Here is a 13,333-nt window from a genome sequence, read left to right on the forward strand (position 1 = left end):
TTGTCATTCACTTCAATGCAGGCAAAATGAACGAAGTTTTTATTTTTTTATTCTGATGGCATCAGCTTTCCAGATGGTCACATTTGGAAAGCTTTTTTATGGAATATACACTGCCTCAAGATCGTTAAAAAATCGGGCTTATGGCATACTGAGTAGAATAATAACACCGGGATTTTTTGAAGATGAACAAGAGCTATAAATTGTTGGGTTTAAGTTTGCTTGCGCTTGCACTGACTGCCTGTCAAAGTACTCCGCGCCAATACAATGGTAATGTCGGCTATCAGATTGAAAGCCAGTCTGCCAATAGCGCAACATTGACTTATACTTTAGCTATTCGTCAGAACCAGAAAATAGATGAACAGAAATTACAGCGTGCCTGCCAAAAAGTATTAGGCTTAAATAAACAATATAAATTAACGATCATGAGCATTAGTGAAATTGCCAATCCGGAAATACAAACTCCACACTATGGTCGTCAACTGGGCCAGAGCCGTACCAGCATAAGTCTTAGCAACACCCCAGACTTATATAATAGTGAAAATATGGCTACTCGCCAGTCGTTAGAAGCGCGTCCAAGCACCTTAAGTGTGGTTCGCTATACCTGCTCTTAAAACTTAATAATTTAGACAGAAATAAGACGCTATTTATAGCGTCTTGTAAAAACTGACATTACGAAATTCCTTTGCTTCATCCAGATCTGGCCAAGTCGTGGCACTACGTTCATCCAGTTTTTCGTAGTTTGGATGACTAAAATTTTTCACCCGACTGTCTGCCACCCATACTTCTGGGGAAAACTTTAGAAACTCATCTAAAAAGAAGCGATTGCATTGATCGTATAGCACATCGGCAGCCAAGAGAATATCGACCTGCTCTGCTTTATACAGATCATCCAGATATTCCAGCTCGACATTATTCAACTCGGCATTGGCACGACACGCATCCAGACTGACCTGATCAATATCACAACAGATCACCCGCTTCGCTCCTGCCATTTTCGCTGCAATTGCAACCACACCCGACCCCGCACCAAAGTCGAGTACCACCTTGTCTTTCACATGATGTGGTTCAGCTAAGAGCCACTGTGCCATAGCAAGTCCTGAAGCCCAGCAGAATATCCAGTATGGCGTATCATTCCAGATCCGACGAATCACCTCATCATCGAGTTTGTCTGTCGGAAAGACCAGTGGAATCAGCCACAGTGAAATGGGGATTTCAGGCAATTGCTGTGCCATCAACTCACAGTTTGGAATCACTTCATGCAAGGCTTGGATAAGATGTTCTGGGGCTTTGGGAAATTGGAAAGTACAGCTCATTGGAATTTTTTATTCGTTTTAGGTTTAAGAAATGAATACTTGTCTAAACAAAAAGTTCCCTCTCCTTTTAGGAGAGGGTTAGGGAGAGGTTTTTAATTTGCTTAAAGTCCCCTCATCCCCTTGCGGAGCATGCTCCTCATCCCAGAGGGAGAAGGAACAAACGCATTAACCCAAAGCTTTTTCAGCAGCTTCAACTGTTTGACGAATCAAAGTCGTAATTGTCATAGGACCTACACCACCTGGAACAGGCGTGTAAGCAGAAGCCACTTCTTCAATACCGACAAGTTGAATGTCACCGACACCACCGCCATCACGTGGATGGAAACCTGCATCTACAACCACTGCACCTGGTTTAATCCAGTCTTTTTGAATCAGTTCAGCTTTACCTACCGCACCAACAATGATGTCAGCCTGTTTAACGAAGCTAGCAAGATCTTGAGTACGTGAATGGCAAATGGTTACCGTTGCATTGGCTTCAAGCAGCATTGCAGCCATTGGTTTACCCAAAATTGCAGAACGACCAACAACGACTGCATGTTTACCTGCAATTTCAATGTCATTGGCTTGCAGGATAGTCATGATACCTGCAGGCGTTGCAGAACCATAAGCTGCCTCACCCATTGCCATACGACCATAACCCAGACAAGTTACACCATCAACGTCTTTCGCCAGTGAAATGGCATCGAAACAAGCACGCTCATCAATTTGTGCAGGCACTGGGTGCTGTAAAAGAATACCGTGAACATCAGGATTGGCATTTAGTTTTTCAATTTCAGCCAGTAATTCTTCAGTCGTAGTTTCTTTCGGAAGTTCAACTTTCAATGAATCCATACCGACACGGCGGCAAGCATTTCCTTTCATACGCACATAAGTTGCAGATGCGCCATCGTCACCCACCAAAATAGTCGCAAGGATTGGAGTACGACCTGATTTTGCTTTTAACGCTTCTACGCGAGTTAACAAATCAGCCTCAATTTTCTTTGCCAATGCACGACCATCTAATACTAATGCCACGGCACTTCTCCCAAATGTTGATATGAATCAATTTCGCACATTCTACATGAATATTTTAAATATTTTCCGTTATATGCTGCTTTTCTGCACATCTGCATAAATCTACTATTGTTTTTTTTTCAGGGCTTGATAATATACGCAGCAACAAGACATGGCGGGGTGGCAGAGTGGTCATGCAGCGGACTGCAACTCCGTGTACGCCGGTTCGATTCCGACCTCCGCCTCCAATCTTGTTAAGCCCGAGTGGTGAAATCGGTAGACACAGGGGATTTAAAATCCCCCGCCCACAAAGCGTGCCAGTTCGAGTCTGGCCTCGGGCACCATTCTTAGCTTACTAAGATGGTGTAAGTAAAGAACCCAGCATTAAGCTGGTTTTTTTATGCCTAAAATTTAGCAACTCAGATTCTTATTCTGAATTGCATTCCACTATCGTGCTCTTTGGCTATCATCCCGCAGAGCGCAAATAGTTCTCCAGGTCCTGCTCCAGTTTTTGCTGCAAATGAACTGGCTGAATAATCCTGACATGTGGTAGCCAATACCGCACCAAAGGCAATAACTGCATTTCGTGGCGAACCTGACAGCTGATTAATAATTCTCCAGATGTGGATTCCTGCTCAATCTGCTGCTCTGGAAATAAACGCCGCTCTTTAAAAAATACCGCAACCTCAGCTTTTACCTGGATAAAAACCTGCTGTTTTTGCTTTCCAAACCAGATGCTTTCCTCATCGGCCAGTATTTTTAATATCTCGGCATCATGTTGGAAATTTTCTGTCTCAAATAGCAGTTTCACCTGCTGAATCTGACTTAAACGATAAGTCTGCAGTTTTTTCTGAAAGACACCCGCCAAATACCAGATGCCATGATGATGGATTAAACGATAAGGCTGGATGATTCTGCATTGATCACGATATTGCAGCTCAATCCATTGACGTTTATAAATCGCAGCGCTAAGCAGCTTAAAATGTTCAGCAAACCGTTTGCTATCTTCAAAATAATAGCCTTTTGCCGAGAAGACCTGGTTCGCCCGCTCGTCCAGCAATTCGCGTAAAAAAGAAATATCCAGCGTCGGGTAAAGCTCACTAATTCCCGACAGTTGCGCAAAGTTCTGGATATCCTGCAGTTTAAAACGGCCTAAATAGGAAGGTTCCAGATAATAGCGTTTAGTGTTTCCATCCTGAATCAAAGGCAAGTATGAATTAAGCCGATCAAAGTCCCGTTCAATGGTTCGGGTACTGACCTGAAACTCACCCGCCAGTTCTTGTACACTTAACTGATGCCCTATATTCAGTTTGGTTAAAATATTGGCCAAACGCTCTGCGAGGCGCTCATGCGTTGACGCATTGCCCTTCATAAATACCCTCTTTGTGCAATAAAAGCACAATACCTAAAATGCTAAATTTTTTTAAATTATCTAAAAATTATACTACCAATCAAAAACTTAATTTTAAATATTTATTTCAACTTAAGCCTAATAGGAAAAACTTGAATCAGGATTTGAAACGGCTGGTGACACCTTTTGTCGGCGGTTTGGGATTAAGCCGTTCAACATAACGCTCAAGATGCAGCATGGCTTTATAAAACTGATGCAGATTAGAAGGTAATACCTGATTGCAAATAATGGCCTTATGCAATCGCTTCAAGGCGCGTAAGCCATGTTCAGATGTATAAGGAGCTGAGACTATTTTCATAATATACTTCCTTTTATTAAATGACATTTCAATTAATTCCAAACAATTTAGTCGGATTATTCTAAATCTTAATCTACTCTCTGGTTTTGACAGGTTGTGTCGAACAATCGACATTTTTTACCATTTTTTAAAATTTTATGACCTTATTTTTATCCATTAATTTAAGTTACTTATCATTTTTTATTGTATACAAAATAAAAGCCAACAGATGTTGGCTTTTATTTTATTGAAAGCGGGAATGATTAGAGGATTTCTACCACAACTTTACCGACATGTTCACCAGTATCCATCACCGCATGAGCATCCTGAATCTGGTCAAACTTAAAAGTTTTATAGATCATCGGCAAACATTCCCCTTTTGCCCACAGCGGTGCAACATGCTCTTGCAGACCTTGAGCAATTTCAGCTTTTTCTGCTGTATTACGAGCACGCATGGTTGAACCGGTAATAGTCAGACGCTTCATCATGATTTGACCGAGTTTCACCTCTTTGGCTTTTGCACCACCCAAGAATGCAATATAAACCAGACGACCATCACGACGTAGCAGGTTCAAGTTTTTCTCCAGATACGGTGCACCCACCATATCCAGAATCACATCGACCCCACCATTGTCAGTAACCTCATTAATGACTTGCTCGAAATCCTGAGTCTTATAGTTGATTGCCGTGGTTAAATCCGAAATTGCTGCCACTTTTTCATCTGAACCTACGGTTGCAAACGTTTTAATACCAAGTGATTTACACAGCATCAAAGCAGTCGTTCCAATCCCGCTTGTTCCACCATGTACCAGTACCGTTTCCCCTGCCTTGGCTTTACCCATCTGGAACACATTCGCCCATACAGTAAAGAAGGTTTCAGAAATCGCGGCTGCCTGAGTAAAGCTCACGCCTTCAGGAATATTCAAGGTCTGGCTTTCAGGCACCACACAATATTCTGCATAACCGCCCCCATTGGTTAGGCCGCAGACCTTATCGCCAACCTTAAACTTAGAAACCTCACTTCCTACAGCCACCACTTCACCAGCCACCTCCAGCCCCGGAACAGGCGTGACTCCTTTAGGCATTGGATATAGACCTTGACGCTGCAAGATGTCAGGACGGTTAATGCCAAATGCATGCACTTTCACCAAGACCTCATCTGCTTTAGCTTCAGGTACTGCAACAGTTTCGTAAGCGAGTTTATCCACACCACCCGGTTCTGTGATAATGACTTGCTGCATAGTCGTTTGTGACATAGTTTATTCCTGATCTATTCATTACTTTTTAAAATTTACTGCTCTATTTGAACATAGAAATAGCCGGGAATGAATAACTGTGGACTTATGTATAATCTTCCTACTATTCAGCAAAATGATATGAGCACATGGCAACTATTCAAAAAGCTGAAATGCAGGATATGGAATCTATCTTAGACATCTGGCTCAATGCTTCCCTACAGACACATGATTTTATTCCTGCAACATATTGGGAACAGCAGCTGCTTCCGATGCGGGATCTGTATCTGCCTTTAGCCGAAAATTATGTAATCAAGGACAATCAAAATGTCACAGGTTTTGCATCCTTATTGAAATCAGAGGCGGTGCTAGCTGCACTTTTTATTGCACCCCATCAGCAAGGCTTGGGATACGGTACGGCCTTGATTGATTTTTTTAAACAGCAATGTGATGAATTGCATTTAAATGTCTATACTGAAAATACCGCAGCGGTAAATTTTTATCAGCAGCAGGGCTTTAAAATCATCAGCCAAGCCATGGACAAAAACACTGGTCATGCAGAATTAAGTATGACTTGGTCCAAGCCTTAATTGGAAAACATCAGGAAAATTTATGTCAGCCATCATTGAATACAATGAAGATAATTATAGTGACTTTGAATGGTTTGAAGGATTTGCTGTGATTCGTTTTTATGCCGACTGGTGCAAACCCTGTGTACAAAATTTTCCTGTCTTTGAACAGTTGGCAACTCATTATGCTGAAGTCAAACCTGAGATTAAATTCGGCAAGATCAATGTCGATCAATCCCCGATTCTGACCTTACGCTATAACGTTTACGGTTTGCCTTCTACACTGATTTTTAAAAATGGACAAATCATTCAACGAATTGCAGGGGTGAAAAGTTTGAATGAAATGAAAAGCATTATTGATTCAATGAACTAATCTAAAATTATTGTGGTTCAATGATAAAAATACCCAATTAAATATTGTAGCGTCATTTCAGTGTGTATTGCTTTATTTTTATTTTATTCAATATATTGTTAGCCCCACACCCACAATAAAAATGCTCAATTATTATGGATTTAAAAGTTATTTTCCTATTTTGCCTGTTCCCTGGTTTGGGCGTTATTTTCCTCACCTAGTTGTTGCGTTTTCCATGGACCTGGCTATTTAAAACCGTGATTGTTTTTGAAATTGTGGTTGCAATTTTGGTATTTGTCATTGAGCTTGATGCAAGAAAGACTCCGGGGAATAGCGGCTGGATCATGATTTTTGCAGCCGTTTTTCAGATCTATTTTGCCGTACTGCTAATGTTGACCCGTTTAGTGATCTGGCTGAGAAAAAAACGGGGCTAAAGCTGATGCATTCATCCCGTCTCTTATATGCATGGTTTTGACAGTTTTTAAATCAAACCAAATCGTTTTTTATTTGGGCATTTCTACAAACTGCATCAGGAATTTACGCACCAATGGCAGCATCACCAGAATCAGTGGGAAAGCCATCAGCCATGACAAACTCCATGCATGTAGCCACAGAGAAAAAAAGCCATCAACCAAGCCTTTATTCAGCAACAGGTTAAAGCAGGAAATTGCACCACTCATGATGCCCGACAGGATGAGTGGCATCAGCCAAGTCAGATGTTTCTGGTGGAATTTTGGGAAATTATTTTTCATCATTTAACCTAATCTTTTTAAATCGTGAATCGAATTACATACGTGCAATTTCTACTGCTGCCTGATCAATCTTTCCGGAGATTTCACGGATTTGCTCTGTATTCAGTTCAGTATGTTGAATCTTCAGGCGCAATGACGTTTTCAAGTTTTCCATCGCACGTTTGATATCGACATAGTATTCGTTGTTCTGGATTTGCTTACGCGTATTAAAGCGGTCGAGAACTTTATTAATCTGGTCTTGATGCGCAGCTAAATGTTTTAGTCCTTGGGCTGTAATGTGATATTGCTTGCGCTCATCCTCACTCAGCTTCACTTCTGTGTAGTGATGTTCTTCAAGATAGTGAATCGTCGGACAGATGGTGCCTGTGCTCGGCTTATAGTTCCCGCCCACCAGTGATGCCACGTCTTTAATGATGTCGTAGCTAAACTTTGGAGATTGGGCAATAAAATGCAGCACCAATAGCTTCATTTGTCCTGCTTCAAACAGGCGTTTACGTGGTGTTGGTGTACTTTCACTATTCTCAATAAGATTGGAAGTTCGCATAGATAAGATATATCTTAATATATATTAAGATATATCTTAATATTAAAAAATAAAAAAACAACCTCATCAACAAAATTGTTTACTAAATAACCATTTAAACATATGATAAATAATTAAATTTTTATTTTGGGGGGATTATGCCTACATCTTCATCTTTTGAGTTCGAAGTTTCAAATTTTGTATGCAAATTTAATGAAAATAATCTAATGGATTTATTTAACGAAGTAGTTCTTACCGCTTTTAACCGAGAGGATAAGTGGAAAATTGCTAACGGCACATTTTTCTTTAAAGATGTATCATTCATCAATTATCAAACTAACAACGAAATGTATTACGCCTTAGCTGGAAAGTTCATTAGAAATACTTTACTTAAAAGACAGCAGTACCATAATGAAGTTACTGGTGAATTGATTCAAGACGAACAAGCCCTCCCAAGTTCTCCCTCTGCTTTTTTTGTACTTATTTTAAACAATCATCGTTTGATCTATCTTAAAGAAACAAAACATGCACCAACTTTAGATATGTTCAGAAGCACTGCAGAAACTTTTCTAAAAAGAGAAACTAGAGATTATGCTTCAAGCCTTCCCAAAGAATCTAAAAAAGATTTTTTATTAGACTTCGGCTTACCTTCTGTAAGAATTACGCCTTTAACTTCTGATGTAAGACTTGCTGAATTTATCAAATCTTATAAAAAATTGGAAACTGTTAAAGTTACATTAAAAGTTAGAAATGATGAAAATGACTACGCTGGATTTATTGACGAGCTACAAGAAAGATCAGCAGCAGCAAATAGCCAATCTACAAATTTATTATATGAAAACAAAGATAAGGGATTAAATAAAGACGTAATCACACAGCAATTAAGTGATTTAACTCAACAGGGAAATCAAGCTGTGAGACTTGTTGGACTCTCCGAAAATGATGAAGTCCTAAAGGGTGATAATGAAAACTTTAAAATCATACAATCCATAAATGGAATTGACTTGAAGAATATATCTGCTACTGCCAAAAGTCTAATTAAACGATTTAGTAATTTAATAGAAAAAAAACAAATAACCGTACCTAAAACAAAGGACTCGGTAATTCAAAAATTAACTTCTACTAGTCGGTTAACTAGCAAAGTGGATAATCAAACAAATGACAGTTAATAAAAAAAAACTTAAAGATGAACTCTTAAAAGAAAAGCATTTATTTAATGTTTATTTTTCAGCAAGAGCCATTCCCTTTTCTAAGAAAAACAAAATTCTTCTCATTGTATTTGCATTTTTATCTTTATTCCTAAGTTATGGGATTCCCTCTAACGAACTCTATGAAAAAATTTTTACTTTAAGCAGCTCATTAATCGGAACCGTTGTTACCGTAACAGGTTTCTTAATCGCAGGATATACGATTTTCTGTTCAGTGGTGAGTCCTAAATTATCAATTTTATTATTTTCTTTTGGCAAAACTGAGCATGGTCTTTCCGAGCTTAAAAGAGCGCATTTATCATTAATTAGAGTATTTATTTATTGCCTATTCTATACCTCAGTATTGGTAACAATTTCAGCATTTTCTGGAACTCACAATTTCATCTATTTTCACATTGAAAGCTCATTCAGTTTTTCAAAAAATTTATTCTATATAATCAACTATCTAACCTTTAATTTTATTCTTATTTTTTTCTTTTTTTTAGTAATTCAATTAGGATCTTTTATTTACAATATTTATCACACGATAATGATGACTATTGTTGCATATCCAGATCTTTACAAATTTAAAATCGGTGAGCCATCTGATAAAGAAAACCCACCATAAGGCGGGTTTTTTTTAAATCAGCTTAATCTATTACAGACGAACCAATTCCACAATCTTCTCAGCCAATTCGTCAACCGACTCTTGCGCGAAGCTTACATCTGTACCCTCTGCAACAGTAGTAATCACAGCAATACCTGTTTCACGAAGAAGTGCAACTTGCGCAGCATCAAGGTCAGCTTTCGCAATCGCGACAATACCTTGTTGAAGCAACAGGTTTTCAAGTGCTTGCGCATTTTCCAATGCTTTGGCAGACACCGTAATTGACGCAGGTTTTTGACCCAAACGTGCCGCACGGTCTTCCGCTGTTACAGGGTTGCTATGTGCAGTCCATTCAACAGACTCTTCCACCATACCCGCACCAATCGTCACATTATTCAAACGATCAATGAAGATAAACGAACCGGTGTAACGGCTGTCCTGATAACGATCAAATACCACTGGCGCATCAAATTCAATAGTCACATTGGCAATGGCATTCAGATCCAGATGATCCACTTGCATGTGCTCAAGTGTATTCACATTGGTACGGAAGTTAATGCCAGTCACTTTGGCAGGCACCGTTTGTGTACCAATTTTAATGTTATACAGCTTGCCAATCACTAGCGGCTGATCCGCCATCCAGACCACAGTCGCTTTAACCGAACGTGAAATGGCAGGAATGCCCTGATCTGCACGAACCAGCATATTGCCGCGTGATACGTCAATTTCATCATTCAGCGTTAATGTCACCGCTTGACCAGCAAAAGCATGTTCAAGGTTGCCATCATAAGTCACGATTTCTTTCACTGTTGAAGTCTTACCCGATGGTAAAGCCACAACTGTATCGCCGACATTGATTTCACCCAACGCAATCGTACCTGCAAAACCACGGAAGTCGAGGTTCGGACGGTTCACATATTGCACAGGGAAACGGAAATCACGTTTCGCGGTATCACGGTTAATTTCTACAGACTCAAGCGTACCCATCAAGGTTTCGCCCGTGTACCATGGCGTATTTGGCGACTTGTTCACCACGTTATCGCCATTCAATGCAGAAATAGGCGTAAAGATGATATTGCTTGGCTTACGGTCGCCCAATTGGCTTACGAAGTTGGCATAATCAGCCTGAATTTCATTGAAGCGTGCTTCAGAGAATTCAACCAGGTCCATTTTGTTGATCGCAACAATAATGTTCTTAATACCCAATAAACTTGCAATATAGGTATGACGACGGGTCTGGGTTTGTACACCATAACGCGCATCAATTAAGATGATCGCAAGGTCACAAGTTGAAGCACCTGTCGCCATGTTACGGGTGTATTGCTCATGCCCCGGAGTATCGGCAATAATGAACTTACGCTTTTCAGTAGAGAAATAACGATACGCTACATCAATAGTAATACCCTGCTCACGTTCAGCTTGCAGACCATCAACAAGAAGTGCCAAATCAGGTGCATCACCAGTCGTCCCGACTTTTTTAGAGTCACGGGTAACAGCTTGCAATTGATCTTCATAGATCAATTTTGAATCGTAAAGCAAACGACCAATTAAAGTCGATTTACCATCATCCACGTTACCGCAGGTCAAAAAACGCAGTAAGTCTTTATTTTCGTGTTGTTTCAAATACGCCAAGATATCCTGGCTAATCAGTTCAGATTGATGAGACATCGCTCAAACTCCACATACTTTAGAAATCGGGTTCAGATCGAAAAATTAGAAGTAACCTTCTTGTTTTTTCTTCTCCATCGAGCCTGCTTCATCATGGTCAATCATACGACCTTGACGTTCTGAGCTGGTCGCCAAGAGCATCTCTTGGATAATTTCCGGCAAGGTATTGGCAGTTGATTCAACTGCACCCGTAAGTGGGTAACACCCTAAAGTACGGAAACGTACCGATTTCATTTGTGGAACTTCGCCCTCTTGTAGAGGCATACGTTCATCATCAATCATAATCAGTGTGCCACTGCGTTCAACCACAGGACGTTCTGCAGCTAAATAAAGCGGTACTAATGGAATGCTTTCCAAATAGATGTATTGCCAGATATCAAGCTCAGTCCAGTTTGATAATGGGAACACACGAATACTTTCGCCTTTGTTTACTTTACCGTTGTAAAGGTTCCAAAGCTCAGGACGCTGGTTTTTAGGATCCCAACGGTGTTTGCTGTCACGGAAAGAATATACACGTTCTTTGGCACGTGATTTTTCTTCGTCACGGCGCGCACCGCCAAAGGCAGCATCAAAACCGTATTTATCCAAAGCCTGTTTTAAGCCCTGGGTTTTCATGATGTCGGTATATTTAGAACTACCATGATCAAACGGATTGATTCCTGCTTCAACGCCTTCTTTATTTTGATGCACGATCAAATCGAAACCATGGGTTTTCGCCATGTTGTCGCGGAAGGTGATCATCTCTTTAAACTTCCAGCCTGTATCGACATGCAATAGCGGAAATGGAAGTTTTGCAGGATAAAAGGCTTTTAAAGCAAGATGCAGCATCACTGCAGAATCTTTACCAATAGAATACAACATGACCGGATTTTCAAATTCGGCAGCCACTTCACGAATAATGTGAATACTCTCAGCTTCAAGCTGTTTAAGATGAGTAAGTCTTTCCTCAGTTATGGACATTGACAACACCAGCTCAGATCAACGTGTACTTATTACACTTTTAAAAATATATATATTCATTATAGAGATTTAGTTATCACATCTATTGCTTGTTTTATTATATTAATATGCATATTTGTCATATAAAGCTTAACTAATAAAGAGTATAAGTTTTTATTAATGATTTACTTAAATGATGATCTATTATTGTATTCAGAGATAACCCTTACCGCAAGCCAACATTAAAATGTACAAAATCTAATCTGATTGTTAATTCCTCTAAAACATCTATGTAATTCATGCTGAAAATTGCATAGAGTAACTAAACTTTCTCCCATCTCCTGTATTCTTTTGAATTATACCTATGCCAGACCGTACTATTGAATCCGTGAAATCCAGCCTGGAACAGGCACAGCTTGCAGGCCACATCTATCAGCACAATCCACATTTACTGGTGCTGCAAGAACCTTGGGGAGAGGATGGCTCCATCCTGAATAATTTTGTGCAGCATGAGCTCACCGCTGACCAGATTGGGCTGCAATTTGGACTAAGACTTTCGGATAATCATTTTGATTTTTTGATTGGTGTCACCCATAGCAATCAGGATCGCAGCTATGAAATTGGTGCAGGCAATCTTAAGGCCGATCAAAAAGCCTTTAACTTGTTGTATGCCTTTTATAACTATCCCAAGGCATTTTATCTGGTGAGCCTGCCCATGACAGCCAGTAGTGCTCAGCTTGAACAGGCCATTGAAACACAACTGTTCAATCAGGCCAACTTGGATTTCTTGAAGACAGCCATCAAAACCAATCCGATGGGACAACAGGTCAACTGGATGAAAGCTTTTATTCTGCAACAGGCATTGAACATGAAAGTCCGTATTCAAACCTGTTTACTTTAATCGTGCTTATTAAAAATATCATTCAGAGTTCATATCACAAATGATTGAATCTAGATAAATTTTTTCCAGCTAAAAAATGCAGTCTCATCGGCTGCATTTTTCATTTAAATTGAATCAATTTTAAACAATTAGCCTGCACAAACTCACTTGAGTCATGCTGGTAGAGCGCTACATTATCTGTTTATATGGCCTATATAGAGCATAATAATGACGACCTCTATTTATCCTTGCCTGTGGTTTGGAAAAAATGCCAAAGCAGCCTGTGAATGGTATTACTCTAGTTTTCCGTATAATCACATGATTGCCACAAACGAATATGCGGCAAAAGCAAAAATCATTGAATGCGAAAATCAGACCGAGATTAATTATGATTGGAATAGCATCACGCTAAAAGGAATCGAGAGCCAATCTAGCTGGTGTAAAGACCAGTTTGGGGTGAGCTGGCAAATTCACCCTGAAAATTTAGGCGAGATTGTTAAGCAGAATTCTCATGCACAAGCAACGTTATTTAAAATGAAAAAGCTGCTGATTGATGATTTGATTCATGCCTGATCACCCTTTAATAGGATGAGCTAATAATAAAACAACCCATTGATATTTTTTTTA

At 39.7% G+C, this 13,333-nt stretch carries 17 protein-coding genes and 2 tRNA genes; 10 read left to right on the forward strand and 9 right to left on the reverse strand.

Annotated features, from left to right (window positions below):
* The first annotated feature begins 182 nt into the window (after positions 1-182).
* Entirely contained in the window at positions 183-611 is a 429-nt protein-coding gene (locus GTU69_RS10420) for a hypothetical protein (RefSeq protein WP_166170322.1), read from the forward strand.
* A 33-nt stretch (positions 612-644) separates the two neighbouring features.
* Here the strand turns inward: GTU69_RS10420 and GTU69_RS10425 are convergent, their stop codons facing one another.
* Positions 645-1,313 (reverse strand): 50S ribosomal protein L11 methyltransferase, encoded by a 669-nt coding sequence (locus tag GTU69_RS10425; protein ID WP_166170324.1) that lies wholly within the window; start codon positions 1,311-1,313, stop codon positions 645-647.
* A 165-nt stretch (positions 1,314-1,478) separates the two neighbouring features.
* On the reverse strand, positions 1,479-2,327 hold the full coding sequence (gene folD, locus GTU69_RS10430; protein WP_166170326.1) for a bifunctional methylenetetrahydrofolate dehydrogenase/methenyltetrahydrofolate cyclohydrolase FolD: 849 nt from the start codon (positions 2,325-2,327) through the stop codon (positions 1,479-1,481).
* Between the two features lie 153 nt (positions 2,328-2,480).
* Here folD and GTU69_RS10435 point away from each other — a divergent pair.
* Both GTU69_RS10435 and GTU69_RS10440 read left to right on the forward strand, forming a co-directional pair.
* A tRNA-Cys gene (locus GTU69_RS10435) sits at positions 2,481-2,554 on the forward strand.
* A gap of 10 nt (positions 2,555-2,564) precedes the next feature.
* Positions 2,565-2,650 (forward strand) — tRNA-Leu (locus GTU69_RS10440).
* A 122-nt stretch (positions 2,651-2,772) separates the two neighbouring features.
* On the opposite strand, the gene GTU69_RS10445 is transcribed toward GTU69_RS10440, so the two are convergent.
* From GTU69_RS10445 to GTU69_RS10455, 3 genes are all read right to left on the reverse strand, one after another.
* On the reverse strand, positions 2,773-3,678 hold the full coding sequence (locus GTU69_RS10445) for a WYL domain-containing protein (protein ID WP_166170328.1): 906 nt from the start codon (positions 3,676-3,678) through the stop codon (positions 2,773-2,775).
* Positions 3,679-3,814: 136 nt separating this feature from the next.
* Entirely contained in the window at positions 3,815-4,015 is a 201-nt protein-coding gene (locus tag GTU69_RS10450; RefSeq protein ID WP_086176233.1) for a hypothetical protein, read from the reverse strand.
* Positions 4,016-4,257: 242 nt separating this feature from the next.
* Positions 4,258-5,250, reverse strand: coding sequence for an NAD(P)H-quinone oxidoreductase (locus GTU69_RS10455; protein WP_166170330.1), 993 nt, complete (start codon positions 5,248-5,250; stop codon positions 4,258-4,260).
* Between the two features lie 128 nt (positions 5,251-5,378).
* Between GTU69_RS10455 and GTU69_RS10460 the strand changes: the two genes are divergently transcribed.
* The 3 genes from GTU69_RS10460 (at position 5,379) to GTU69_RS10470 (ending at position 6,584) form a co-directional block, all read left to right on the forward strand.
* Positions 5,379-5,819: an N-acetyltransferase gene (locus GTU69_RS10460; protein WP_166170332.1), complete on the forward strand. Its 441-nt coding sequence runs from the start codon at positions 5,379-5,381 to the stop codon at positions 5,817-5,819.
* A 22-nt stretch (positions 5,820-5,841) separates the two neighbouring features.
* Complete coding sequence (locus GTU69_RS10465) at positions 5,842-6,171, forward strand: thioredoxin family protein (protein WP_166170334.1); 330 nt, start codon at positions 5,842-5,844, stop codon at positions 6,169-6,171.
* Positions 6,172-6,374: 203 nt separating this feature from the next.
* Positions 6,375-6,584 carry a hypothetical protein gene (locus GTU69_RS10470; protein WP_240921621.1) on the forward strand — a complete coding sequence of 70 codons (210 nt, stop codon included), beginning with the start codon at positions 6,375-6,377 and terminating at the stop codon, positions 6,582-6,584.
* Positions 6,585-6,653: 69 nt separating this feature from the next.
* Here the strand turns inward: GTU69_RS10470 and GTU69_RS10475 are convergent, their stop codons facing one another.
* Together GTU69_RS10475 and GTU69_RS10480 are read right to left on the reverse strand one after the other, a co-directional pair.
* The gene (locus GTU69_RS10475; protein ID WP_166170483.1) at positions 6,654-6,902 is read right to left on the reverse strand and encodes a DUF2798 domain-containing protein; all 249 of its coding nucleotides are present in this window, start codon (positions 6,900-6,902) and stop codon (positions 6,654-6,656) included.
* Between the two features lie 34 nt (positions 6,903-6,936).
* The gene (locus GTU69_RS10480; RefSeq protein WP_166170336.1) at positions 6,937-7,446 is read right to left on the reverse strand and encodes a PadR family transcriptional regulator; all 510 of its coding nucleotides are present in this window, start codon (positions 7,444-7,446) and stop codon (positions 6,937-6,939) included.
* Between the two features lie 137 nt (positions 7,447-7,583).
* Here GTU69_RS10480 and GTU69_RS10485 point away from each other — a divergent pair, with 137 nt between their 5' ends.
* A complete protein-coding gene (locus GTU69_RS10485; RefSeq protein WP_166170338.1) occupies positions 7,584-8,594 on the forward strand; it encodes a hypothetical protein in 1,011 nt (336 codons plus the stop codon).
* The gene (locus GTU69_RS10490; protein ID WP_166170340.1) at positions 8,584-9,240 is read left to right on the forward strand and encodes a hypothetical protein; all 657 of its coding nucleotides are present in this window, start codon (positions 8,584-8,586) and stop codon (positions 9,238-9,240) included. Before GTU69_RS10485 ends, GTU69_RS10490 begins: the two co-directional genes overlap by 11 nt.
* Before the next feature lie 30 nt (positions 9,241-9,270).
* Here GTU69_RS10490 and cysN read toward each other — a convergent pair whose 3' ends face one another.
* Entirely contained in the window at positions 9,271-10,887 is a 1,617-nt protein-coding gene (gene cysN, locus GTU69_RS10495; protein WP_166170342.1) for a sulfate adenylyltransferase subunit CysN, read from the reverse strand.
* A 45-nt stretch (positions 10,888-10,932) separates the two neighbouring features.
* Positions 10,933-11,841: a sulfate adenylyltransferase subunit CysD gene (gene cysD, locus GTU69_RS10500; RefSeq protein WP_171522023.1), complete on the reverse strand. Its 909-nt coding sequence runs from the start codon at positions 11,839-11,841 to the stop codon at positions 10,933-10,935.
* Between the two features lie 349 nt (positions 11,842-12,190).
* On the opposite strand from cysD, the gene GTU69_RS10505 reads away from it, so the two are divergent.
* Entirely contained in the window at positions 12,191-12,727 is a 537-nt protein-coding gene (locus GTU69_RS10505; RefSeq protein WP_166170346.1) for a hypothetical protein, read from the forward strand.
* A 207-nt stretch (positions 12,728-12,934) separates the two neighbouring features.
* Complete coding sequence (locus GTU69_RS10510; protein WP_166170485.1) at positions 12,935-13,279, forward strand: VOC family protein; 345 nt, start codon at positions 12,935-12,937, stop codon at positions 13,277-13,279.
* The last annotated feature ends 54 nt before the right edge of the window (positions 13,280-13,333 follow it).

Origin of the sequence: Acinetobacter sp. SA01, from assembly GCF_011319235.1 — a bacterium.
GTDB lineage: Bacteria > Pseudomonadota > Gammaproteobacteria > Pseudomonadales > Moraxellaceae > Acinetobacter.

What these genes read in the sequence shown, in the direction of transcription:
- GTU69_RS10420 (WP_166170322.1), top strand. Translation starts at nt 183, where the DNA reads ATGAACAAGAGCTATAAATTGTTGGGTTTAAGTTTGCTTGCGCTTGCA.
- GTU69_RS10425 (WP_166170324.1), bottom strand. Translation starts at nt 1,313, where the DNA reads ATGAGCTGTACTTTCCAATTTCCCAAAGCCCCAGAACATCTTATCCAA.
- GTU69_RS10445 (WP_166170328.1), bottom strand. Translation starts at nt 3,678, where the DNA reads ATGAAGGGCAATGCGTCAACGCATGAGCGCCTCGCAGAGCGTTTGGCC.
- GTU69_RS10450 (WP_086176233.1), bottom strand. Translation starts at nt 4,015, where the DNA reads ATGAAAATAGTCTCAGCTCCTTATACATCTGAACATGGCTTACGCGCC.
- GTU69_RS10455 (WP_166170330.1), bottom strand. Translation starts at nt 5,250, where the DNA reads ATGTCACAAACGACTATGCAGCAAGTCATTATCACAGAACCGGGTGGT.
- GTU69_RS10460 (WP_166170332.1), top strand. Translation starts at nt 5,379, where the DNA reads ATGGCAACTATTCAAAAAGCTGAAATGCAGGATATGGAATCTATCTTA.
- GTU69_RS10465 (WP_166170334.1), top strand. Translation starts at nt 5,842, where the DNA reads ATGTCAGCCATCATTGAATACAATGAAGATAATTATAGTGACTTTGAA.
- GTU69_RS10475 (WP_166170483.1), bottom strand. Translation starts at nt 6,902, where the DNA reads ATGAAAAATAATTTCCCAAAATTCCACCAGAAACATCTGACTTGGCTG.
- GTU69_RS10480 (WP_166170336.1), bottom strand. Translation starts at nt 7,446, where the DNA reads ATGCGAACTTCCAATCTTATTGAGAATAGTGAAAGTACACCAACACCA.
- GTU69_RS10485 (WP_166170338.1), top strand. Translation starts at nt 7,584, where the DNA reads ATGCCTACATCTTCATCTTTTGAGTTCGAAGTTTCAAATTTTGTATGC.
- GTU69_RS10490 (WP_166170340.1), top strand. Translation starts at nt 8,584, where the DNA reads ATGACAGTTAATAAAAAAAAACTTAAAGATGAACTCTTAAAAGAAAAG.
- cysN (WP_166170342.1), bottom strand. Translation starts at nt 10,887, where the DNA reads ATGTCTCATCAATCTGAACTGATTAGCCAGGATATCTTGGCGTATTTG.
- GTU69_RS10505 (WP_166170346.1), top strand. Translation starts at nt 12,191, where the DNA reads ATGCCAGACCGTACTATTGAATCCGTGAAATCCAGCCTGGAACAGGCA.
- GTU69_RS10510 (WP_166170485.1), top strand. Translation starts at nt 12,935, where the DNA reads ATGACGACCTCTATTTATCCTTGCCTGTGGTTTGGAAAAAATGCCAAA.